Source organism: Flavobacterium glycogeni (genome assembly GCF_048286775.1).
GTDB lineage: Bacteria > Bacteroidota > Bacteroidia > Flavobacteriales > Flavobacteriaceae > Flavobacterium.
The window spans coordinates 1-22,884 of the sequence record NZ_JBLVPV010000013.1; the positions used below are offsets into that span (position 1 = coordinate 1).

21 protein-coding genes are annotated in these 22,884 nt (G+C 34.8%); 13 read left to right on the forward strand and 8 right to left on the reverse strand.

Annotated elements, in window-relative coordinates; all coding sequences use genetic code 11:
- Together ACNQGX_RS11435 and ACNQGX_RS11440 are read left to right on the forward strand one after the other, a co-directional pair.
- On the forward strand, positions 1 to 1,318 hold a 1,318-nt coding region (locus tag ACNQGX_RS11435; RefSeq protein WP_417976377.1), incomplete at its 5' end, for a gliding motility-associated C-terminal domain-containing protein.
- A gap of 24 nt (positions 1,319 to 1,342) precedes the next feature.
- Positions 1,343 to 2,230, forward strand: a complete 888-nt coding sequence (locus tag ACNQGX_RS11440; protein ID WP_417976379.1) for a PorP/SprF family type IX secretion system membrane protein — start codon at positions 1,343 to 1,345, stop codon at positions 2,228 to 2,230.
- 148 nt (positions 2,231 to 2,378) lie between these two features.
- Here ACNQGX_RS11440 and ACNQGX_RS11445 read toward each other — a convergent pair whose 3' ends face one another.
- Complete coding sequence (locus ACNQGX_RS11445; RefSeq protein WP_417976381.1) at positions 2,379 to 2,924, reverse strand: hypothetical protein; 546 nt, start codon at positions 2,922 to 2,924, stop codon at positions 2,379 to 2,381.
- A gap of 99 nt (positions 2,925 to 3,023) precedes the next feature.
- On the opposite strand from ACNQGX_RS11445, the gene hpt reads away from it, so the two are divergent.
- The 4 genes from hpt (at position 3,024) to obgE (ending at position 6,646) form a co-directional block, all read left to right on the forward strand.
- Entirely contained in the window at positions 3,024 to 3,554 is a 531-nt protein-coding gene (gene hpt / locus ACNQGX_RS11450; RefSeq protein WP_417976383.1) for a hypoxanthine phosphoribosyltransferase, read from the forward strand.
- Positions 3,555 to 3,630: 76 nt separating this feature from the next.
- Entirely contained in the window at positions 3,631 to 4,221 is a 591-nt protein-coding gene (locus tag ACNQGX_RS11455; protein ID WP_417976385.1) for an adenylate kinase, read from the forward strand.
- A 62-nt stretch (positions 4,222 to 4,283) separates the two neighbouring features.
- Positions 4,284 to 5,555, forward strand: coding sequence for a hemolysin family protein (locus ACNQGX_RS11460; protein ID WP_417976387.1), 1,272 nt, complete (start codon positions 4,284 to 4,286; stop codon positions 5,553 to 5,555).
- An 89-nt stretch (positions 5,556 to 5,644) separates the two neighbouring features.
- Positions 5,645 to 6,646 carry a GTPase ObgE gene (obgE, locus tag ACNQGX_RS11465; protein WP_131916989.1) on the forward strand — a complete coding sequence of 334 codons (1,002 nt, stop codon included), beginning with the start codon at positions 5,645 to 5,647 and terminating at the stop codon, positions 6,644 to 6,646.
- A gap of 54 nt (positions 6,647 to 6,700) precedes the next feature.
- Here obgE and ACNQGX_RS11470 read toward each other — a convergent pair whose 3' ends face one another.
- A complete protein-coding gene (locus ACNQGX_RS11470; protein ID WP_417976390.1) occupies positions 6,701 to 7,702 on the reverse strand; it encodes a glycosyltransferase family protein in 1,002 nt (333 codons plus the stop codon).
- 34 nt (positions 7,703 to 7,736) lie between these two features.
- Positions 7,737 to 7,931: a hypothetical protein gene (locus ACNQGX_RS11475; protein WP_417976392.1), complete on the reverse strand. Its 195-nt coding sequence runs from the start codon at positions 7,929 to 7,931 to the stop codon at positions 7,737 to 7,739.
- Positions 7,932 to 8,185: 254 nt separating this feature from the next.
- Between ACNQGX_RS11475 and ACNQGX_RS11480 the strand changes: the two genes are divergently transcribed.
- The 6 genes from ACNQGX_RS11480 to ACNQGX_RS11505 are packed head-to-tail and all read left to right on the forward strand — an operon-like array spanning position 8,186 to position 12,924.
- Positions 8,186 to 8,893 carry a tetratricopeptide repeat protein gene (locus ACNQGX_RS11480; protein ID WP_417976394.1) on the forward strand — a complete coding sequence of 236 codons (708 nt, stop codon included), beginning with the start codon at positions 8,186 to 8,188 and terminating at the stop codon, positions 8,891 to 8,893.
- A gap of 36 nt (positions 8,894 to 8,929) precedes the next feature.
- Complete coding sequence (locus ACNQGX_RS11485; RefSeq protein WP_417976395.1) at positions 8,930 to 10,285, forward strand: UDP-N-acetylmuramate--L-alanine ligase; 1,356 nt, start codon at positions 8,930 to 8,932, stop codon at positions 10,283 to 10,285.
- A gap of 8 nt (positions 10,286 to 10,293) precedes the next feature.
- Positions 10,294 to 10,752, forward strand: a complete 459-nt coding sequence (locus ACNQGX_RS11490) for a GNAT family N-acetyltransferase (RefSeq protein WP_417976397.1) — start codon at positions 10,294 to 10,296, stop codon at positions 10,750 to 10,752.
- A gap of 11 nt (positions 10,753 to 10,763) precedes the next feature.
- On the forward strand, positions 10,764 to 11,459 hold the full coding sequence (gene radC / locus ACNQGX_RS11495; protein ID WP_417976399.1) for a RadC family protein: 696 nt from the start codon (positions 10,764 to 10,766) through the stop codon (positions 11,457 to 11,459).
- Between the two features lie 8 nt (positions 11,460 to 11,467).
- Positions 11,468 to 12,157: a YjjG family noncanonical pyrimidine nucleotidase gene (locus ACNQGX_RS11500; protein WP_417976401.1), complete on the forward strand. Its 690-nt coding sequence runs from the start codon at positions 11,468 to 11,470 to the stop codon at positions 12,155 to 12,157.
- A gap of 2 nt (positions 12,158 to 12,159) precedes the next feature.
- Positions 12,160 to 12,924, forward strand: coding sequence for a hypothetical protein (locus ACNQGX_RS11505; RefSeq protein WP_417976403.1), 765 nt, complete (start codon positions 12,160 to 12,162; stop codon positions 12,922 to 12,924).
- A 74-nt stretch (positions 12,925 to 12,998) separates the two neighbouring features.
- Here ACNQGX_RS11505 and ACNQGX_RS11510 read toward each other — a convergent pair whose 3' ends face one another.
- Positions 12,999 to 14,276: a replication-associated recombination protein A gene (locus ACNQGX_RS11510; protein WP_417976405.1), complete on the reverse strand. Its 1,278-nt coding sequence runs from the start codon at positions 14,274 to 14,276 to the stop codon at positions 12,999 to 13,001.
- A gap of 278 nt (positions 14,277 to 14,554) precedes the next feature.
- Here ACNQGX_RS11510 and ACNQGX_RS11515 point away from each other — a divergent pair, with 278 nt between their 5' ends.
- Positions 14,555 to 15,343 (forward strand): rhomboid family intramembrane serine protease, encoded by a 789-nt coding sequence (locus ACNQGX_RS11515; protein ID WP_417976407.1) that lies wholly within the window; start codon positions 14,555 to 14,557, stop codon positions 15,341 to 15,343.
- A 61-nt stretch (positions 15,344 to 15,404) separates the two neighbouring features.
- On the opposite strand, the gene rlmB is transcribed toward ACNQGX_RS11515, so the two are convergent.
- The 4 genes from rlmB to ACNQGX_RS11535 form a co-directional block, all read right to left on the reverse strand.
- Complete coding sequence (rlmB, locus tag ACNQGX_RS11520; RefSeq protein ID WP_417976409.1) at positions 15,405 to 16,139, reverse strand: 23S rRNA (guanosine(2251)-2'-O)-methyltransferase RlmB; 735 nt, start codon at positions 16,137 to 16,139, stop codon at positions 15,405 to 15,407.
- Positions 16,140 to 16,206: 67 nt separating this feature from the next.
- Positions 16,207 to 17,676, reverse strand: a complete 1,470-nt coding sequence (locus ACNQGX_RS11525; protein ID WP_417976410.1) for a SusD/RagB family nutrient-binding outer membrane lipoprotein — start codon at positions 17,674 to 17,676, stop codon at positions 16,207 to 16,209.
- Positions 17,677 to 17,679: 3 nt separating this feature from the next.
- Positions 17,680 to 20,925: a SusC/RagA family TonB-linked outer membrane protein gene (locus ACNQGX_RS11530; RefSeq protein WP_417976412.1), complete on the reverse strand. Its 3,246-nt coding sequence runs from the start codon at positions 20,923 to 20,925 to the stop codon at positions 17,680 to 17,682.
- Positions 20,926 to 21,009: 84 nt separating this feature from the next.
- Complete coding sequence (locus ACNQGX_RS11535; protein WP_417976414.1) at positions 21,010 to 22,647, reverse strand: BamA/TamA family outer membrane protein; 1,638 nt, start codon at positions 22,645 to 22,647, stop codon at positions 21,010 to 21,012.
- Positions 22,648 to 22,884 lie beyond the last annotated feature (237 nt).

Sequence of the window (22,884 nt, forward strand, 5' to 3'; positions counted from 1 at the left end):
TACTGATGTAAACGGAAACATTTCTTCTCAAACGGCGACGGTAACGGTTGAAGATAAAGTTGCGGCAGTTGTTGCTACAAAAGATATTACAGTTCAATTGGATGCTACAGGAAATGCGACAATTGCTCCTGCTGACGTAAACAATGGATCGACTGATGCTTGTGGAATTGATTTATTGGAATTAGACAAAACTTCATTTACTTGCGCCAATGTCGGAGCCAACACAGTTACTTTGACCGCTACTGATGTAAACGGAAACGTTTCTTCTCAAACGGCGACAGTAACAGTTGAAGATAAAGTTGCTCCAGTTGTTCTTACAAAAAACATTACAGTTCAACTTAATACTACAGGAAATGCATCGATCGTTGCGGGTGATATAAACGCTGGTGCAACGGATGCTTGCGGAATCGCTACTTTAAGTGTCTCGCCTAATGTATTTACTTGTGCGAATGTCGGAGCCAATACGGTTACTTTGAAAGCGACAGATGTAAACGGAAATGTTGCTACTCAAACAGCGACGGTAACTATTGAAGATAAAGTTGCTCCAATTGTTTTGACAAAAAACATCCCGGTTCAATTGGATGCTTCTGGAAATGCATCGATAACTGCAGCTCAAATAAATAATGGATCAACTGATAATTGCGGAATTGCTTCAATCAGTTTAAGTAAACTTACTTTTAGTTGTGCCAATGTAGGAGCTAATACGGTTATTCTGACTGTAAGAGATGTCAAAGGTAATGTAGCAACGGCTTCTGCGGTGGTAACGGTTGTTAATACATTTGGCGACAATGATTCTGATGGAATCAAAGACAATTGTGATGATGACGACGACAATGATGGAGTATTAGATGGTAATGACAACTGTTCTTTAATAGCGAATGCGAATCAAGCGGATAACGACCAAGACATTCTTGGTGATGTTTGTGATGATGATGATGACAATGATGGAATTCTAGACACGGTAGATAACTGTCCGATGACTTACAATCCCAATCAGGAAGATCGCGATCATGATGGTCTGGGGGATCTTTGTGATTTGATCGAGATTAATGTAGCAGAGGCTGTAACTCCAAACGGAGATGGAGTTAATGATACTTGGGTTATTTACAATATCGAAAATCATCCTAACTCAATGGTACGCGTTTTCAATCGTTGGGGAACAGAGGTTTTTTCTGCCAGAAATTACCAAAATGATTGGGATGGTCATAGCAAAAACAATAGCCAGTTGTTACCTGAAGGAAGTTCGTATTATTATCAAATCGATTTTGAAGGTGATGGTACAGTAGATAAAGAAGGTTGGATATACATAAACAGATAGTCGTAAAATAAGAAAACGAAAGACATGAAAATAGTTAAAAATATATTGGCAGGAGCACTGCTGCTTTTAAGTAGTGCCCTTTTCGCTCAGCAGGAAAGTACTTTTACCATGTACAGGTATCATATGAATATGATAAACCCAGCTTATGCGGGAGTGGATGGTGAAACGGTTGTTACGGGTTCGTTCCGAAGACAATGGACAGGAATCAAGGATGCGCCAGAATCTCAGGCAGTTTCTTTTGGTACAAATGTGGGGAGTAATTTAGGATTAGGGATTTCTATGGTTAGGGATAAAACGTTTATCGAAAAACAAACCATGTTAGGAATTGATTTTTCGTATAAGTTAAAAATGGATGAGACCATGGACTTATACTTGGGATTTAAAGCAGGAGGTAATTTTTACGATGTAAATACATCGGGACTTCAAACTTATTTGTCGCAATCTGATCCTGCCTTGGAATCTATGAATCATTTTAATCCCAATGTAGGTGTAGGGGCTTTGTTAAAAAACGAAAAATTCTTTGTTTCGCTTTCTGTACCCAGAATATTAAATACGGAAAGAGCTAAAAATGAGGATGGATATGCTTCTGTAGCAACTGACAGACCCCATATTTACATGAGTGGAGGATATGATTTTAACTTGAACTCAGATGCGTCTTTGGTATTAAAGCCTTCATTTATGCTAAGATATGTTAATGGCGCCCCAGTCTCTATCGATATTAACTCGATGATTCAGATTCAAAATAATTTTGAAATTGGAGCTATGTATCGAACTGATGAAGCCTTTGCGGGCATAGTTGATTTCACAATAAGCAAGCGCATGATGGTAGGTTATGCTTATGAGGTAAGTACCAGAACAGAATTGGCAAGCGCAAAAAACACAAATGAATTTTTTATTCGCTTTAAGTTTTAATAAGACTATCAAAAAAAAACTTTTGAAATAGTCTTTATTTTGTCAGTCTAATTTAAAAACAGAAGGGGGTTGTCTATTTATTAGGCAGCCTCTTTTTTTTGAACGGTTACCCAAGTTGTTTAAATTGGAGAGAAAGGGATAGTTAATGCTATTTTATTTTCTTCAAAATTTCTCGAGCTACTGCTTTATAGGCTGCCGAATGATTTGTGTAATTTTGTTCAAGAATAATTTGTAGTTCAGGATGAATCCAATCAAAATACTTTCCTAATACGTATAAGGTTCGGATAGAATAGCATTTTGAGGCCACTTTAGTGTCGTTTATTAACCAGTCAAAGCAGGTTTCCGTAATTTTTTGCAGATGATTTTCTGAAAGTTGTATTTCTTTGTTTTTGAAATGAGAAGTCACCAGAAGCTGACAAATTTTCGCCATCGGTCGAATCGCACTTTCGTCTTTTAGTTTTCCAATGTTTTCGCAATAAAAATCCATGTACGGTTGCAACCATTTTAACTTTTCATAAGATACAAATTCTAAAATCCAACAGGCTTTATGCGAATTTTTATCAGAAACAGTAAAACAAATTGTAATTAACTCGTCAAGAAAATTCGGATTCTCTAAAATATGGTGTGCTATTTTTAGTCGGGTTTCTCTGTACGCTTTAAGGGAATCAAGGTTTTTTTGTAATTCAGTAGGCATCTCTCTTATAATTTGATTTAAAAATACAAATTTAGGATCAAGTATCAATTGTCAAATCCGAATTCTGTATCTTTGCCCATTATTTTAAACACGAAAATAATGATACAACTTCTCGATAAACAATTTGTTCCGTTTATTTCTGCTAAAGAAATTGAATTTGCCATCGCAAAAATGGTGGCACAAGTTGAAGACGATTTTGCTGATGAAACACCGGTATTTGTTGGGGTATTGAATGGCGCTTTTATGGTAGTTTCTGATTTCATGAAACTGTATACAAAACCATGTGAAGTCTCGTTCATAAAAATGGCATCATATGAGGGAACTTCTACAACAAACGAAGTAAAACAATTAATAGGGCTGAACCAGGATTTGACCGGGCGCTCTGTTATTATAATAGAAGATATTGTAGATACCGGGAATACTTTAGTAGAATTGAAAGCATTATTCAAAAAACAAAATGTTAAACATTTCAAAATAGCGACACTTTTTTTCAAACCGGAAGCATACACAAAAGACATAAAAATAGATTATGTTGGGATTAGAATTCCAAATAAATTTATTGTTGGCTACGGCTTAGACTATAATGGACTAGGAAGAAATTTACCAGAAGTATATAAATTGAAAGAGTAAAAGTTAAGGGTTGAAAGCACATAACACCTAACAGAAAACACATAACAAAAAAACGCATAACACATAACTTTAAAAAATGACTAACATTGTTTTATTTGGAAAACCAGGAGCAGGTAAGGGAACTCAAGCAGAGTTTTTGAAGGAAAAATACAAATTAACACATATATCCACCGGTGATGTATTTCGTTTTAATTTAAAAAACGATACAGAACTAGGCAAACAAGCAAGAATATTCATGGATGCTGGCGATTTAGTGCCGGATGAATTGACAACAAAAATGCTAATTGATGAGGTAAATAAACATCCGGATACAAACGGAATTTTGTTTGACGGGTATCCAAGAACAATTTCACAGGCCGAAGCTTTAGACGCATTTCTTACTTCAATAGGTTCTCAAGTTGCTGCAACAATTGCGCTTGAAGCAGATGACGAAATTCTAGTGCAACGCTTATTGGAAAGAGGGAAAACAAGTGGTAGAGTTGACGATCAAGATGCAGAAAAAATCAGAAATCGCTATCAGGAATACAATGAAAAGACAGCTCCTTTAATGAATTATTATCAGGAGCAAGGGAAATTTCACGCAGTAAATGGAATAGGTTCCATTGCTGAAATTACCGAAAGAGTGAGCAATGTGATCGATGGATTAGAAGCAAAAGTTAAGGGTTAAGGGTTATGCGGGTGAAAAACGCATAACACATAACGCATAACACCTAACTAATAAAAAAAAAATTGGAAATACTAATTATATTTTTTCTAATACTATTAAATGGGGTTTTCTCTATGTCAGAAATCGCATTGATTTCGGCACGGAAAAACAGATTAGAGACCGCAGCAAAAAAAGGAAATAAAAGTGCTAAAATCGCATTGGATTTGGCCAATTCGCCAAACAAATTTTTGTCAACGGTACAAATAGGAATGACGCTTATAGGAATTCTTACCGGTATATATAGTGGTGCTAAAATAACTACCGATGTCGAAACCTTTGTTAGTGGATTCGAAATGCTAAAACCTTATGGACATCCTATTGCAGTAGGAATAGTAGTGGTAATTTTGACTTTTTTCTCCTTGGTTTTAGGGGAGTTGTTGCCAAAAAGAATTGGTTTGAATCATCCGGAATCTATTGCAAAAGCGGTTGCAATGCCTATGAAAATAGTTTCGATTATTACAGCTCCATTTATTTGGATGTTGACTCATTCGACCGACTTTTTGTTGGGTATTTTAAAAATAAAACCTACATCGGATGGTAAAGTTACCGAAGAAGAAATAAAAGCGATTATCAAAGAAGGGACAGAAGGTGGAGAAGTACAGGAAATAGAGCAAGATATTGTAGAGCGCGTTTTTCATATTGGAGACCGAAAAATAAACTCATTGATGACGCACAGGAAGTCGGTGGTTTTTTTACCTTTGCATTCTGATAAAGAACAGGTTAAGGAATTTATGCTCAAAGAATTACATTCTATTTACCCAGTTTACGGTAAAAATTATGATGATATTGTTGGAGTCGTTAATCTGAAAAATATTTTTGCCCATTTTGAAAACGAAAACTTCATTTTGGCTGATATAATGACCGAAGCTCCTTTTATGATGGAGCAAACTACCGCTTATATAGCCTTAGAAAACTTCAAAAAAACAGGTATTCATTATGCATTTGTCTCTGATGAGTATGGCGTTTTTCAAGGTGTAATCACTCTGAATGATATTCTGGAAGCCTTGGTTGGTGATGCTTCAGAATTTTATAAAGATGATTTCCAGCTGATTGAAAGAGAAGATGGAACATGGCTGGTTGACGGGCATTATTCACTGCATGATTTCTTGACTTATTTCGAATTAGACGAATTAAGGAATGATTACGAAGTAACCACGGTGAGTGGATTAATAATGACGGAACTGTCTCATATTCCAAAACAAGGAGAAAAATTGATTTGGCAAAAATTTGAGTTAGAAGTCATCGATATGGATGGAGTGAAGATTGATAAAGTGATGGTGAAAGCACTTAAATAATTAATAATAAAAATAGAGGACAGGAGACTGATAGCTTTTTGAATTTTTTCAATCTGAAATCCGAAATCTGAAATCTGAAATTAAAAAAAATGACTGAAGGGAATTTTGTAGATTACGTTAAAATATATGTTTCTTCCGGAAAAGGAGGAAAAGGATCTACGCATTTGCATAGAGAAAAGTTTATTGAAAAAGGTGGACCAGATGGGGGAGATGGTGGTCGTGGAGGACATGTTTATCTTGTAGGAAACAAAGGGCTTTGGACATTGTTTCATCTTAAATTTGCGCGTCATATTAAAGCTGGGAATGGTGGAGATGGTAGTGGTGACAGAAGTACAGGTGCTGATGGTGATGATAAATACATCGAAGTTCCGCTAGGAACGGTAGTAAAAGATAAAGAAACCGGAGAAATATTATTTGAAATTACCGAAGATGGTGAAAAACAAGTACTTTCTCGCGGAGGAAAAGGTGGTTTAGGAAACTGGCATTTTAGAAGTTCAACTAATCAAACACCTAGATATTCACAGCCTGGATTACCTGGCTCAGAAATGGATGTGATTTTAGAATTAAAAGTGTTGGCTGATGTAGGTTTGGTAGGTTTTCCTAATGCAGGAAAATCAACGCTATTGTCAGTATTGACTTCAGCTAAACCAAAAATTGCAGATTATCCTTTTACGACCTTAAAACCAAATCTTGGAATTGTAGCGTACAGAGATTTTCAATCTTTTGTAATTGCAGATATTCCCGGAATTATAGAAGGAGCTGCCGAAGGAAAAGGGTTGGGGCATTATTTCTTACGTCATATTGAACGTAATTCAACGTTACTTTTTCTAGTTCCTGTTGATACTCCGGACATCAAAGCGGAATATGATATTTTGGTAAACGAATTGACAAAATACAATCCGGAAATGCTCGACAAAGAGCGTTTGTTGGTCATTTCAAAATGCGATATGCTTGATGATGAGTTAAAAGCTGAGCTAAAAGTAGAACTAGATGTTGCTTTCAAAGACATTCCTTATATGTTTATTTCTTCTGTTGCGCAACAAGGTTTGACAGAGTTGAAAGACAAATTATGGAAAATGTTGAATGATTAACATTTTAAATTTTTATACAAACAGGTGTTCTGAAAAGAGCGCCTTTTTTTGTTTTTATAAGTGTTGTTTACTGTTATAAGTGTCAAATAAAAATTGCAAGGTTTCAGGGATGTTATTGGCTTGTATCTTCGGGTATTTTATAGCGGAATCAAGCCAATTCCCTATTATTAAATAAAAATCATCTCCAACATCATAAAGAACAGGAACACCCATTTTTTTGAGCGCTGCTGCATTGCATTCTTGTTCATAATGCTTCCGAATGGGAATCGAAAGTATTTTTTTTTCTAAATACAATGCCTCAGCAGGCGTTTCAAATCCTCCGCCGGTAATAATTCCTTCGCAATTGATGAGACTTTTATTGAAGTACTCTTGATTAACGGGGAAATAAGTAACGTTTTTTATCGTATGTTTGGTTTGCACATCATTCAAAAACCAATGAAAATGGAAGTTTGGAAGTTTGTTGAATGCTTTTTCTAAACAATCCTTTTGAAAAGAAGGTAGATAAACGGTAATATGGCCTTTGTTTTTTGGTACTGCATTTATGATTTCATCTTTAATAATTGGAGGAAGTATAAAGGAGTCGTATTTGTCAAAATGCAATCCAATATATTGTGGAGAGGGTGCATAATGTTTCAGAATCATTTCTCCCATAATGCTCTTTTTTTCAGGTCTGGGAGTCAAAGGGGATATAAAACTTGCCTGATGTCCAAATTGTATTGAATGTACCTTTTGTAATTTGCAAGCCAAAGAAGTAATCGAATCAAAATCATTGATGACCACGTCATAGTTTTTAAGCGGTAAAGAATTCGCGTCTTTATATATTTGTTTTGGTTTGATGTTTTTGGCAATATCCCAGTAATTCAAACCGCCACATTTACTATAATGCAGGCTGCAACCCTCGCTTTTGAATTTTATAGGTAAATTGACATCCAGACTGGCATTGTTACCACTCATGAAAAAATCAACTTCGCCAAATTTTTGCAGATAAGGATATAGTTGTATCGCTCTGCTGATGTGACCATTGCCCGTTGCCTGAATGGCATAAAATATTTTCATGTGATTTTATTTAGAAAGAAGGCATTTAAAATAGCTAGGATAAGATTTTGATAACAATATTATTGATGATTTTGTCTTCGTTGCTCCCATGATTTCCGGTAATGTAAATAAAACGGATTTTTTGATTTGACATTTTTATGATTTGTCTCAATACATTCATGTGTGATTCTGGAAAATAGCTTTTGCTAAAACTCCACATATCGATAATATCCCCATTTAAAACCAGCATTTTTGGTTGAATTGATTAAAATATAGCAGTAATTCTTTAGCTTGACAGCCGTATGTTCCTAAGTGTACATCGCTAAATACAACTAAAGGAATTTTTATCTTTTTTTTCATAATTTGTTTTGGCCAAATTAATCACTCTATGTTATGATACTGTTTCTTGTTTATTATTATTTCTCTCAGTATTATTTTGTTTGTTCACTTTTTTATGAATAAAAAAATCTGTTTAATACTTCAAAATTTCCTTATTTTTGGACAATGAAACAGATTCTTTATTTATTTTTATTCCTACCGGTTATGATGTGGGCACAATCTGATTTTGACAGAGCAGAAAAACTATATAAGGCTGATAAAATAGATCGGGCCGAGTTGGTCTTTGAATCTGTATTGAAAACAAATTCTTCAGATTTGAAAACAATAGAATATTTAGGAGATATTGCGGGTTATTATAAATCATGGGATAAAGCTGTTATTTATTACAAAAAGCTGAAAGTTTTAAAACCATCAGAGGCTAATTATCATTATAAATATGGTGGCGCTTTAGGGATGAAAGCCAAAGAATCGAATAAATTTAAGGCGCTTGGAATGATTGATGAAGTCAAAGGCTCTTTTGAAAAAGCCATAAGCCTTAATCCAAAACACATTGAATCGCGTTGGGCTTTGATAGAAATATACATTCAATTGCCAGGAATTGTAGGAGGAAGTGAGTCTAAAGCAATAAAATATTCAAATGAATTATTGCGATTGTCTCCAGTTGACGGTTATTTGTCAAGAGGTCATATTGAAGAATATTTTAAAAGATATAGAGTTGCGGAACAACAGTATAGAAAAGCTATACTTGCAGGAGGTTCAAAAACAAGTTATCAAAAGTTAGCTAACTTGTACAAGAACAAAATGAGGGAGCCTGAAAAAGCAAAAACAGTCTTAGAATCATATAATAATAAAGTTCAGGGGAGATTTAATTGATCTTGAATACAACAACCTTAAACCAAAATAATTAGAATGCGTACACATTTTATAGCTATTGGCGGAAGCGCCATGCACAATCTGGCTTTAGCACTACACAACAAAGGATATCAAGTTACAGGAAGTGACGATGCGATTTTTGAACCATCAAAATCAAGATTAGACAAAAAAGGGATTTTACCTCCAGCATTAGGCTGGTTTCCTGAAAAAATAACGTCAGCTATTGAAGCGGTAATTCTTGGGATGCATGCAAAAGCTGATAATCTTGAATTATTAAAAGCACAAGAATTAGGGTTGAAAATATACTCTTATCCTGAATTTCTTTACGAACAATCCAAAAACAAAACACGTGTTGTCATTGGCGGTTCTCATGGAAAAACGACGATAACTTCTATGATTTTACATGTGATGCATTACCACGATATAGCGGTTGATTATATGGTTGGCGCGCAACTGGAGGGTTTCGATACGATGGTGCATCTTACGGAAGAGAATGATTTTATCGTTTTGGAAGGGGATGAATATTTGTCTTCGCCAATTGACCGAAGACCCAAATTTCATTTGTATCAACCAAATATTGCCCTAATTTCAGGGATTGCGTGGGATCATATTAATGTTTTTCCAACGTATGAGAATTACGTAGAACAGTTTGAAATTTTTATTGGTAAAATTACCAATGGTGGGATCCTCGTTTATAACGAAGATGATGCTGAAGTAAAAAGAGTGTCCGAAGCTGCTACGAACCCAATTCGAAAACTAGCATATCATACTCCAAAATATGCTGTTAATGATGGTGTGACACTTCTAGAAACACCCGAAGGTGATATGCCAATTGAAGTTTTTGGAGCACATAATCTTAATAATTTGGCTGGTGCCAAATGGATTTGTCAAAATATGGGAGTTGATGAAGCTGATTTTTATGAAGCTATTGCCAGTTTTAAAGGCGCATCAAAACGATTGGAAAAAATTGCTGAAAGCAAAACAAAAGTGGCCTATAAAGATTTTGCCCATTCACCAAGTAAAGTTGCCGCAACTACAAAAGCGGTAAAAGAGCAATATCCAAACAGAACTTTGGTGGCTTGTTTAGAATTGCATACCTATAGCAGTTTGAATGCAGAATTCCTGAAAGAATATGAAGGAGCATTAGAGTATGCCGATAAAGCGGTAGTTTTCTATTCGCCCGATGCAGTAAAAATCAAACAGCTTGAAGAAGTTACGTACGAACAAATTGCTAAATCTTTTAATCGTGAAGATTTAATTATTTATACCAATCCAAAAGATTTCAAAGACTATTTATTCAACTTGAATCTTGAAAATTCGGCTTTGTTGTTGATGAGTTCCGGTAATTATGGCGGATTGAACTTTGATGAAGTAAAAGAATTGGTAAAGTAAAAAGTGATATGAATGACACTATAAGAATTTCTAAAACTACAAGTGAAAATCCGGACTTCATTACTCTCATCACAGCATTAGATAAAAGTTTGTGGGAGCGTTATCCGGAATTAAAAACAAATTATTGGGGTAATAATATCATTGAATTAAATCTGAATGTTGTTGTTATTTATTTGGAGGACAAAGCAGTGGCTTGTGGTTGCTTTAAAAAATACGATAAAAATGCAATTGAAATAAAGCGTATGTTTGTTTCTTCTGAAGCTCGAGGAATGGGTTTGGCTCAAAAGATTTTGCAAGAATTAGAACTTTGGGCACATGATTTAGGATATTCGTTTTCTGTTTTGGAAACATTACACAAACAAAAGGAAGCCATCGCTTTATATCAAAAAACAGGATATAGTATAGTTGATAATTACGAACCTTATGTGGGTTTAGAAAATAGTATTTGCATGCGAAAACAAATTTAAACACAAAATCAATGGCTGAAAATTTCTTTTTCCCTATAACGAATTGGTCTGAAGATGACAAGCCGCGTGAAAAACTAATGCTGAAAGGCAAAAGTATTTTGAGTGACGCTGAATTGATTGCCATTTTGATTGGTTCAGGAAGCAGAAACGAATCGGCGGTTGATTTGAGTAAAAGGATTTTAGCAAGCGTAGAGAATAATTTGAATGCGTTAGGGAAATTATCCATTTCGCAATTAATGAATTTCAAAGGAATTGGGGAAGCGAAAGCAATTTCCATTATTGCTGCTTTAGAATTAGGAAGACGAAGAAGGGCTGAAGATGCGGTGGAATTAATGAAAGTTACTTCCAGTAAAATAATTTTCGAAATCATGCAGCCTATTATTGGTGAATTGCCACACGAGGAATTTTGGATCATTTATTTGAATAATTCGAATAAGGTTATTTCGAAGTCCCAATTGAGCAAAGGCGGAATCACCGGAACTTTAGTAGATGTTCGCATCGTTTTTAAAACGGCACTTGAAATGGGCGCGACTGGATTAATCTTGTGTCATAATCATCCTTCGGGAGCTTTGATTCCAAGTGATACGGATAAACAGATTACAAGAAAATTAAAATTGGCAGGCGATAGTTTAGAAATAAAAGTTTTAGATCATTTGATTGTGACTGAAACTAATTATTTTAGCTTTGTTGATGAAGGAATATTTTAAAAATTAAAATGAAGCATACTATAATAACTGATGTTTTCTTTGATTTAGATCATACACTTTGGGATTTTGATAAAAATTCAGAGTTGACATTTGAGACTATTTTTAATAAAAGTCATCCCGCAATTGAGACTAAAGTATTTATTGAAAAATATGTGCCGATAAATCAAGAATGTTGGAAGCTATATCAATATGATAAAATCACGCATGCTGAATTGCGTTACAATCGATTGAAATATTCTTTTGATGCTCTTGATTATTCGATTTCTGATGAGGAAATTGATGCTATAGCAAATGATTATATTCGTTTTTTACCCGAAAACAATCATCTTTTTGATGGAACAATTGAAGTGTTAGACTATTTGAATCAAAAATATAATCTCCATATAATTACTAACGGATTTGCCGCGGTTCAATACAAAAAAATAAATAATTCTAACATCGGGAGTTATTTTCAAACCATCACAAATTCTGAAATGGCTGGAGTAAAAAAACCAAATCCCATTATTTTTGATTATGCTTTAGATTTGGCCAAAACCAAAAAAGAGAACAGCATCATGATAGGGGATAGCTTAGATGCAGATGTTCAGGGTGCTCTTGACTCCGGATTAGATGCTATTTTTTTTAATGAAAGTAAAATACAGGTTGAACAGCATATTAAACAAATTAATCATTTATTAGAACTTAAAAAATATTTATAAAGATGAAAAAACAATTCCTATTCTTGTTACTATTGATTGTTAGTTATTCCTACTCTCAATCTGTAAACGATTACAAAGCGGTAATAATTCCAGTTAAATACGATTTCCTTAAAAGCGAAAATCAATATCGATTGACAACAATGACTAAGTTTAATCTAAATAAAGCAGGTTTTGTGTCATTCTATGCCAGTGAAACTATGCCCAGTGAATATAATGACAGATGTAATTTATTGTATATTGATGTGGTAAAAGAAAGTGGCTTTTTGACGACTAAGCTTTTTATAACGATGAAGGATTGTTATGGCAAGATAATTTTCCAATCCATAACCGGAAAAAGTAAGGAAAAGGAGTATCAAGTCGCTTATACCGAAGCGTTGAACGAAGCCTTCCGGTCTCTTTATGAGTTGAAATATAAATACAACGGAAGTGCGACCGTGAAAGTTCAATCTGCTATACAACCGGAAGTTGTTAAACCGATGCCAGCTCCTGTTGCTGTAGTTGCGAATGTGGTAAGTGAGTCCGTTGTAGTTAATACTGTACTTGCGGATTCTAATTTGCTGTATGCACAACCTACGGCTACTGGTTTTCAATTAATCGATAACACGCCAAAAGTTATTATGAAGTTATTAAAAACCTCTCAGTCGAATTCCTTTATCGCAATTAAAGACACGGTTCAAGGGTCATTAATTCTAAAAGACAATCAGTGGTATTTTGAATATTATCAAAACGATAAATTAATTTCTGAAAAAGTAGCCGTTAAGTTTTAGACTTCAGAAATCTGTTATCGAAAATAGTTTCATAAAAAAATGTCTTGAGAAATCAAGACATTTTTTTATGGGATTTAATACCCGTATTTATCTTTCCAACGGTTTTTAAGAAATTCCCGGATGCTATTTTCTCTAGAGTTGTTTCCAGGGACATATATTGGGGTTTTGCTTAGCGCTTCAGGTAAAAATTCCTGTTCCGCAAAATTATTGGTGTAATCGTGCGAATATTTGTATTCTTCACCATAGCCTAATTCTTTCATTAATTTTGTTGGTGCATTGCGTAAATGAATAGGAACCGGTAAATCCCCAGTTTGTTTAACAAGTTGTTGAGCCGTTCCGATGGCTAAATACGAAGCGTTACTCTTGGGCGAAGTCGCGAGGTAAACGGTGCACTGGCTCAAAATAATTCTACTTTCAGGATATCCAATTGTAGCAACAGCCTGAAAAGTATTATTAGCCATAATAAAAGCCGTTGGATTAGCATTTCCTATATCTTCACTGCTTAGAATAAGCATTCTTCTGGCAATAAATTTTACATCTTCGCCGCCTTCAATCATTCGGGCTAGCCAATAAACAGCGCCATTAGGATCACTTCCTCTAATTGATTTTATAAAAGCGGATACAATGTCATAATGTTGTTCACCGGTTTTGTCATACAAAACGGTGTTTTGTTGTACCAAAGCGAAAACACGATCATTTGTGATTAAAATTTCGTCTTCATTAGACGCATTTACGACAAGTTCAAAAATATTTAATAGTTTGCGTCCATCACCACCGGAAAGTCTCAGTAGGGCTTCTGTTTCGCTTAAAACAATATTTTTTGTAGACAAATAACTGTCTGTTTTCATAGCGCGTTCCAGCAGAGACTCTAAATCTTGTTTGGTAAAAGCATTCAAAATATAAACCTGACAACGGGATAGTAATGCGGGAATAACTTCAAAACTGGGATTTTCTGTAGTGGCGCCAATAAGTGTAATCCAACCTTTTTCTACTGCTGCCAGCAGGGAATCTTGTTGCGATTTGCTGAAACGATGAATCTCATCGATGAATAAAATAGGATTTTTAGCAGTAAATAAACCACCGCTTTGCTTCGCTTTTTCAATCACGTCACGAATATCTTTGACACCCGAATTGATGGCACTCAAAATATAAAATGGTCGTTTTGATTCTTGTGCAATAATTTGTGCCAAAGTTGTTTTTCCTGTTCCGGGTGGTCCCCAAAAAATTAATGACGGAATAATTCCTTTTGCAATTTGTTGCGTCAATGAGCCATTTGGTCCTACAAGATGGGATTGACTGATGTAGTCTTCTAATTTTTGTGGTCGTATGCGTTCTGCAAGTGGTGCTTCCATAACGTAAAATTACTGTTTTTTTTTAATCTGAACTTGTCTGAGATTGTCAAAATTTGTTTTGATAGGAGCTATTTCTCCCGAAGCTTCGGGATACACTATATCTTTTGTATCTCGTTGAAAAAACGAGATATAAAAGGCCCTTTCTCCCGAAGCGTCGGGACTGGGCTAGGCAATCGTATTAAAAAATGCATTTTCAGTTTAAATATGACAAAATAGCATTAAATTGCTTTTGGAGAAGTTTTTGAATTAAGACTTGAACATAAAACTTCACACTATTCATGGAAAAGCATTTTAAATTTACCAATTCAGTTATTGGACTACCTCTTTTTTTTGTGGTATTGCTGTGGTTTGTTTTTTGGCTCGAAATACGATTTGATTTTGACTTTGTGCAAAATGGTATTTATCCAAGAACTTTTTCAGGTTTACAAGGTGTTTTTCTAAGCCCATTTATTCATGCTGATATGGAGCATCTTTATAATAATTCGATTCCTTTGCTGATTTTATTGGCAGCTCTGCAATTTTTTTATGCGGATCAATCGATAAGAGTTATTGGATACGGAATTTTAATATCGGGATTTATTACTTGGGTTATTGGCAGAGATAATTACCACATAGGGGCAAGCGGATTAATTTATGTCCTCTTTAGCTTTGTTTTTTTTAAAGGCATACAAACTAAATACAATAGATTGGTAGCTTTGTCACTAGCCGTAATTGTTGTTTATGGAGGCTTGGTTTGGTATGTTTTTCCTAGTCCTGAGATAACAGGAAATAAATCTGTTTCTTGGGAAGGCCATTTGGGAGGATTACTTACGGGATTTTTTCTTTCGTTGGTTTATAAAACTCCGGAGTATAAGAAAGTCATTAAGTATGATTGGGAACACCCGGATTTTGATGCTTCAGAAGATAAATTTATGCAGCGATTTGATGCCAATGGAAATTTTGAAAATATCCCAAAAATTGAAGAAAATGAAGAACAGCAGGAATTTCCATCCTATTACACATCTAATTTTCCAGTAGATTATGAGATTGTCACAGATAAAAAAAATGAATCAAAACCGGAGTCTTGATTCATTTTCAGTAAGGAGTTTAGAGGGTGTAAGAGCCTAAAAATCTAAGAAGTCCAGCAATCTAAGATCGTTGTCTTACCGCTTCATATAAAAAAGCACCACAAGCTACTGATACATTCAATGAACCAATAGTTCCAAACATTGGAAGTTTAGCCTTCTCGTCAACAATTTTAAGAACTGATGGATTTACGCCACGGTCTTCCGACCCCATAATGATTGCAACGGGTTCGTTTAGATTAATATCATAAATATTTTGATCTGTTTTCTCGGTAGCTGCTACGGTTTTTATACCGCTTGCCTGTAAAAGAAAAATAGCGTCCTTGATGTGTTCTACTTTACAAATTGGAATGTTGAATACTGCTCCGGCAGATGTTTTTACAGTATCGCCATTAACAGGAGCTGAGCCTGCTTTTTGAACAATTATACCATTTACGCCTGTGCATTCTGCAGTTCTGATGATAGCACCAAAATTACGGGCATCTGATATTTGGTCTAAAATCAAAAACAGTGGTTTTTTTCCATTTTCGATTACCGATTCTATCAAAGATTCTAAGTCAAAAAAGGAAATGGGAGAGACAGTTGCCACAGCACCTTGATGATTATTAGGGGTCAATCTGTTCAGTTTTTCAACAGGAACATAAGAAAAGTTAATATTACCACGCTTCATCACTTTCATCAAGTCTTTCATCAGTTCGCTGCTTGCTTCCTTTTGAATATAAACTTTGTCTACCGTTGCGCCCGCTTGTATTGCTTCAATTATTGCTCTAATCCCGAATATTTGATGTTCTTTTTCCATGGTGCAAAGATATAAAAAAACCACCACTTTTTAGGTGGTGGTTTTTAGATTTATTTTGTAAATTCTATTAATTGTGTACTGGTGTTTTTGTAACCATTGTAGGAATTGGACTAGGCGTGTTTGGATTCGCATTAATCTCTACCTGCGGATATAAAAATCGTTCCGGAGTTCCTGCATTACCTGGTTTCAATTGTATTCCTGCCATGTTGTTTGATCTTCCAAAATCATTAAAGCTTTCGTAGTTACCCATAAAGTAGATGTATCTTTCTTGGAATATTTCTCTTAATAAGGCATTCTGAGCTGTAAGAGTTCCAGATACATTCTCCATTCCTGTAGGAGCAAAATCTAGAGCAGTATAAGCAGCATAACTGAATGTTTCGCTATCATAACCTGCATTTATTACCCCTATTGAATAACCAGTATTTAGCAAAGCTCTGTAATTGTTATAAGAAGTTAAACCTGTTGCAAATGAAGTTCTTGCGTCCGATTCGGCAATAATCAATAACATTTCTCCGTAAGTAACCATCGGCATTGGAGAATCACTACCAAATTTACCTTTTTCCATTTCTGTAATAGGATCTGGTGAAAAATAGTCTGTACTGTAAATATTTAATCCGTAAGGAGAAAAGTATTCCTCATTATATGTAAAAGCATATCTTGCAGATTCATCCGTTTTTGCATTTCCTCTGTATAAAGCTGCGGATGGGTCAAGAAGTCTGGCAGCGTAGCTGTCACCTGACATATAATCATCCCTGTCATAAACTAAGAAAGAATAAAAAGGATTAAAATCTTGGTAACTGGCGTTTCCAAATTTTGCTTTAAAATCATCATCAGCATTGTCGATACCTAATAAAGCATTTGCTTTTGCTTTTGGATAATCTTTCACATGAAGATAGAATTTTGCCTTAAGCGAATAAGCCAATTTGATCCATTTTGAAGCATCTCCAGCATAATATATGTCTTTGTCAGAAGGGATTCCTTTTCCTAAAGTTGAATTAAGATTCACAATGGCTTGATCCAAAAGTGTCTGGATATTACTGTAAATCGTTGCCTGTGCATCATATTTAGGGGTAAGATTCTGTCCGGTGATATCTAACTCTGAATATGGAGCATCTCCCCATAAAGAAGTAACAGTTCCCATACAATGCGCTTCAATGACCTGAGCAGCACCTTTTAGATTAGGGTTTACTTCTTGTCCCGCTTTTAATTGGGTTAACTTGGCTTGAGCAATACAGTTTACATAAGCGTTATTCCAGCTATCATCAAATCCTGAGGCAGTTGAAGTGTTCCAGTCGTTTAAAGCAATATATTGTCGGTTTTCTCCATTAGCCTGATTAAGCCAAATCATTATTTCTCGGGTATTTGAACTTGTTTGGAAAAACTGATTAGCCAAAAGTACACCTTGAAATAAGTTTCTAGCATCGGCATCCGTTAAATTATCAGGATCTACATTCATGTCGTCCACATAATCGGTACAACTAAATAGGGTTGTGAGCAGTAAGCATAAACTTGCTGTTTTTATAAATATATTTTTCATGTTTTAGAATTTTAAGTTTACACTAAAGATAAGTGATTTAGAGTTTGGACTATTGAAATACTGTAATCCTCTTCCGTTTGAACCTCCTGTAAGATTGGTTTCCGGATCTTGTCCCAAATCTTTAGCTTCGGTCCATAACCATAAGTTTCTTCCCGTTCCAGAAAAAGTAATACTTTCAACTCCAATTTTAGAGTTTTCAAACTTCAATAAATAAGACAAAGTTAATTCTCTCCATTTTACCCAAGAAGCTGATTTGACAAATTGTTCCCCAACCGGACCGAAACCACCACCAACGCTTGAATACCAAGACTGGTCAAGTAAGACTGGTCCTGCCCCAAAATCACGAATATTTCCTCTTATGGTTCCTGCTGGGATTGTTGCTCCGGCATAATTTTTTAAAGGTGTTGTTAGGGTTGCCTCATTTGCAGTTTCCCAAGTTCTACCGAAGTTGGTTAAGGCACCGTTTGTGCCATCCCATAACTGACCTCCTATGGAAGCATCAAATAAGGTACTCAATTTGAAATTTTTATAAGAAACAGATGTTCCTATTGCTCCTCTCCAGTCTGGATTAGGATTCCCTATTACGCCTTCAGCATTGGCAACTGTTGGAAAGCCATTTGCATCTAATATCATTGCTCCATTTGCGTCTCTGTCAAACTTTCCGCCCCATAGAACACCAAGTGGTTGACCAAGGACAGCACGTGACGATGAACCTGTAAAACCATTTAAGAATAAAGATTCTGTACCTTCTAATTTAGTCACTTCATTCGTGTTTTTACTCCAGTTACCAAAAATAGTCCATTGTACGGCTGAATTGGAAGAGAGAATGTTAGCGTCGAAATCCAGTTCAATTCCTTTGTTTTGGATAGTGGCAAAATTACCATAAAGACCACTAAAGGTAGAACTGCCGTTTAAAGGTACGTCAACAAGTAAATCTTTGGTTTCATTTGAATAGAATGTACCTGAAAGTTTTATTCTTCTGAAAAATTCTAAGTCAGCACCAATTTCAAACTCTGTTTTTATCTCCGGTTTCAAGTTAGGATTTCCTTTAGTTGCAGCTCTTTGGAATGAACCATTATAAACTCCAGAATCATAGCTTGGTCCCCATCCTTCTGTTCCCACAGCGGAGTTGAAATAAGTAGTTCCGGCATAAGGTCTTGGAATAGAGGCGATTTGTCCGTATGTTAGACGTAGTTTTCCATCAGTAAGTGTTTCGCTTTTTAAATTTTTAGCAAACTTATACCCAAGCTCTGCAGTTGGATAAAAATACACTTTCATATTTGGATCATAAGAAGAAGATGTCTCAAAACGTCCTCCTAAAGTCAAGAATAAATATTCTTTGTAATCAAATGCTGTAGAGAAATAAGCACCACTCAATTTTGAATACGTTCTGTCTAAAAAGGTTGTTTTGTCGTTGATCAATGCATTGTCGTATGAGAATGTATTAGAATCAATTAAAAAGTTTTTATAAGAACCACCTCTTTGGTCGTATTTTGTTTCTGCAAAATTGAAACCTGCCAGATAATCAAGTCCTATGTTTTCGTTAACTTTTAAATTTCCTAACGCCATAAAATCAACGTTATATTGCTGGAAGTCCGTTACACTTTCACTAGCGCTACCATTTCCTGCGTTTTCAGAAGAATTTATCGGGAATAAGGTAGCTCTTTTGTCGCTATAACCGTCTAAACCAACCCTTGCTAGCAAGGATAACCAGTTATTTACATCATGTTTTAACTCGAAACCGGCAATGTATCTGTCAACAGTATTGGGATTTTTTTGTACATCGGTTGTCCAAAGAGGATTGTTGTAACTTGGGTTTAAATCTCCGTCAAAAGTACCGATTTCTTGTCTGTAAGCTCTGTGGCTGTTGAATGAAGGAACTCCAGTGGCATCATAATAAGTTCCGATATAGTCAGAATTGTCAAAATCTGCAGGGGTTCTATAAAGACCTAGAAAAAGTCCGCTAGTGTTAGAACCTGTTTGTATTCTGTTGGAATTAACAGCTGAATAGCCAAATTTACTTTTAAAACTAGTTTTATCTCCAATTTTAGATTCAGATGTAAAGTCTAAACTGGTTCTTTCGTAATCAGAATTTCTAATGATACCATCTTGTTTAGTGCTTCCTATACCAAGATAAAAATTGGTGTTTTCTCCACCGCCACTAATACCAATATGATTGTCTAATGAAAAACCATCTCCAATTACTGAATCCATGTTTGAATCGTTGTAATTAGCGGTGCTTTGTTTGCCTCCATTTGCAACAGGGTAAATTATTTTACCGCTATTAGAAACAAAATAAGGTCCAGTAGTTTTATAGATGTCGTTTCCGGTTCGGGTAGATATTTTGCCTCCAAAGGAATTGGCGTTATTTCTTATTCTTCTGCCAGTAGCAGGGTTTATTTCACCAATGTTTTTGTCATTTATACCTTGTCCGAATCGATCTTGAAGATCCATCTTAATATTCACTTTGTCAAAGGAAACACTTGAGTTTATATCAACAGAAATTTTTCCTTTCTTTCCTTTTTTTGTTTTAATAAGGACAACTCCGTTTGCGGCTCTATAGCCCCAAAGAGCGGCAGCTGAAGCGCCTTTCAATACTTGTACAGATTCAACGTCATTCGGGTTGATATCATTCATTCTGCTTTGTTGTCCCACACCGTCTACAGTACTTCCGAGCTCATCACTAGAGATAGGAATACCGTCAACAACAAATAAAGGTTGCGTTGATCCTGTAATAGAATTTTGTCCTCTAATTTGAATATAAGCGCCAGACCCAGGATCACCTGAACTTGAAACAATACTAACACCGGATGCCTTGGCAGATAATCCTTTTAAAAGAGATGTTTCTCCTGAATTTGTAAGTGCTGTGCCTTTTACTTTAGAATAGGCTGAAGCATTTTGGTTTTTCTTTACTTCAACCCCTAATACGTTTATTACAACTCCTTCAAGTTCTACAGAATCATCTTTCAGTTTGATGTTTAAGTTAGCTGAACTAGCTGTAACTTCTTGGGTTTTCATTCCAATGTAGCTAAAAATCAAGACTTGGCTTGATGTTGCTTTGATGGAATATTTTCCGTCAAAATCAGTTTGTGTCCCGGATTTAGTTCCTTTCACTAATACACTCACGCCTGGTAAAGGCAATCCTGCATTATCAGAAACAACACCTGAAACAGCTCTTTCTTGCGCAAAGGTTAGTTGCGCCATAAGTACTACTAGTAATACTAAGATCCCATTGAACTTTAGTTTCATTTTTAAAAATTTTGAATTAGTGTGACAAAACTCTTAATAATTTGTTAACTTTCCTAATAAATGAAACGCTAATTTTCATTGTGATTAAAATTTAACATTATAACAAATATGGATAATAGTGTTATAAATTTCTATTTGTTGGTTGTGGGTGCTGCCATTTGCTATAGCAAGTCTTAGTAAGCCGTTTTTTGTTTGTAGCCCAAGTCCTAGTCCGATGCCTAGAAGTTTTTTGGTGTTGTCTGTTTGTTCTTTGCCAGATTTGTTCTTGTAGATACAGTAATCTAAAATGGAGTGAACGTAGAGATTAGGAGAGAGTATGTGTCGATATTCTGTAAGTATTGAGGTTGTAAAGTAAGCTTGTAAGCTATTTTCAGCAAAGCCTCTTATGCTGTTGAATCCTCCAAAACGAAAAAGTTCATTTATGATGTACTTGCTGCTTTGTAAATAATAATTCTGACTATTTATATTGATTATATTCTTTTTATTCAAGTTAAAGTTATGAGTGGCTTGAATGTTTAAAAAAAACTGATTGCTTTTCGTGGTGTTTTCTGACTGATTGTTAATTTCTCGTTTTCCGGTTCCGGCGGTTATTAAAAAAATTGATTTTATTGGAAAAGTAAAATTAGCTAAGTCAGGTTTTATATAATTAAAAGTGGACGTTACAAAGGAATTGCTAAAATCGCTTATCGAAGTGTCGGTTGAATTTTGAATGTCACTTGATTCTGTGGTTTGGTATCCTAGATAAAATCGTGTGTTGTAATTTGTAAAGTAGCTTAAGTCAATTGCTGTTTTTGTGTTCTGGAAAGTGCTGTCTTGTCTGAATAATTGAATTTGTGCTTTTAATCCTACTGGGGTTTTGAGTAAATAAGGAAGCTCAATGCTGGCATTAAATGTTTTTTGATCGTTTCCATCGCTTTTCCAGTAAACAGATAATTGTTCTCCAGAGCCTAAAATATTTTCTAGCTTTACGTCTAAGTAGCCATTTAGAGTTATTTTTTTATTTTCATTATTGGAGAACCCAATAAATCCGTCAAAAGTATTAGATTTTTTTTTCTCAAGATATACGTAAACTTTCGTTGTGTCTTTTGTAAATAAAATTTCAGGATATTTCACTTGGCTAATAAATCCAAATTTTTCAAAATCATTATAAATTTCACTTACTATTTTTTGATTAAAAATGCTGTTTTTATATTTTCTGTTGATTTGTGCTAAATGTCCACTGGGAAATTTGTTTGACCGGTTATTTTCTGCGTAATTTATTGTGATGGAGTTTAGTGTTCTTTTTTCGTTTGATTCCAGTTTTAAATCAGCGTAAATTTCAGTATCGACTCTTTTAAGGTTTATTAGTTTTAATTTTGCTAATGCGAATCCGTTTTGTTCTAATTTTTGAACGGTTTGTTTTAGAAAAGAATCAATTTCTATATAAGGCAATACTAAAGTGTCCTTTTTTTTGTCTGGGTCTGCGGGGTTGTTAAGTAGATTATTTGTACCTATATATATATGTATTGATTTTACTTTTTTGCCTAATATGAAATTTGCTACATAACTTGAGTCTTTTTTTTTAGTGAATCCATGTGTGGTATTGTCTATATAGCCTATTTCGGATAATTTTTCAGAAACTCTGTTTATCTCTTCGCTAATTGATTTCGTGTTTTTGTGTTCTGTGTTGTATTTTAGAGAATCTATAGTTTTTGTTTCTAATGAATTGCTTCCGGTTATCAATAATCGAAAATTTTGCGCAGAACAATTAAGGCAAAAATTCAGAAAGAATAGTAAAATAAAAGTGGATTTCAAATGAGTATGTGTTTTTAATAAATGTAACGCAAATATCTATTGTTTGTGATAAAAATCAAATGATAAAATAATCTTATTGAAAATTAATAGATTAACGTTTGTAGAGTAAAAAATATTTTCTACATTTGCAACCCCGTAAAAAGCGGGAATTTAATATAATAAGAA

Coding starts and splice junctions, on each gene's coding strand:
- radC (WP_417976399.1), top strand. CDS start 10,764: ATGGCTGAAAATTTCTTTTTCCCTATAACGAATTGGTCTGAAGATGAC.
- ACNQGX_RS11510 (WP_417976405.1), bottom strand. CDS start 14,276: ATGGAAGCACCACTTGCAGAACGCATACGACCACAAAAATTAGAAGAC.
- ACNQGX_RS11455 (WP_417976385.1), top strand. CDS start 3,631: ATGACTAACATTGTTTTATTTGGAAAACCAGGAGCAGGTAAGGGAACT.
- hpt (WP_417976383.1), top strand. CDS start 3,024: ATGATACAACTTCTCGATAAACAATTTGTTCCGTTTATTTCTGCTAAA.
- ACNQGX_RS11505 (WP_417976403.1), top strand. CDS start 12,160: ATGAAAAAACAATTCCTATTCTTGTTACTATTGATTGTTAGTTATTCC.
- ACNQGX_RS11440 (WP_417976379.1), top strand. CDS start 1,343: ATGAAAATAGTTAAAAATATATTGGCAGGAGCACTGCTGCTTTTAAGT.
- ACNQGX_RS11470 (WP_417976390.1), bottom strand. CDS start 7,702: ATGAAAATATTTTATGCCATTCAGGCAACGGGCAATGGTCACATCAGC.
- rlmB (WP_417976409.1), bottom strand. CDS start 16,139: ATGGAAAAAGAACATCAAATATTCGGGATTAGAGCAATAATTGAAGCA.
- ACNQGX_RS11485 (WP_417976395.1), top strand. CDS start 8,930: ATGCGTACACATTTTATAGCTATTGGCGGAAGCGCCATGCACAATCTG.
- ACNQGX_RS11530 (WP_417976412.1), bottom strand. CDS start 20,925: ATGAAACTAAAGTTCAATGGGATCTTAGTATTACTAGTAGTACTTATG.
- ACNQGX_RS11500 (WP_417976401.1), top strand. CDS start 11,468: ATGAAGCATACTATAATAACTGATGTTTTCTTTGATTTAGATCATACA.
- ACNQGX_RS11445 (WP_417976381.1), bottom strand. CDS start 2,924: ATGCCTACTGAATTACAAAAAAACCTTGATTCCCTTAAAGCGTACAGA.
- ACNQGX_RS11515 (WP_417976407.1), top strand. CDS start 14,555: ATGGAAAAGCATTTTAAATTTACCAATTCAGTTATTGGACTACCTCTT.
- obgE (WP_131916989.1), top strand. CDS start 5,645: ATGACTGAAGGGAATTTTGTAGATTACGTTAAAATATATGTTTCTTCC.
- ACNQGX_RS11490 (WP_417976397.1), top strand. CDS start 10,294: ATGAATGACACTATAAGAATTTCTAAAACTACAAGTGAAAATCCGGAC.
- ACNQGX_RS11480 (WP_417976394.1), top strand. CDS start 8,186: ATGAAACAGATTCTTTATTTATTTTTATTCCTACCGGTTATGATGTGG.
- ACNQGX_RS11525 (WP_417976410.1), bottom strand. CDS start 17,676: ATGAAAAATATATTTATAAAAACAGCAAGTTTATGCTTACTGCTCACA.
- ACNQGX_RS11475 (WP_417976392.1), bottom strand. CDS start 7,931: ATGCTGGTTTTAAATGGGGATATTATCGATATGTGGAGTTTTAGCAAA.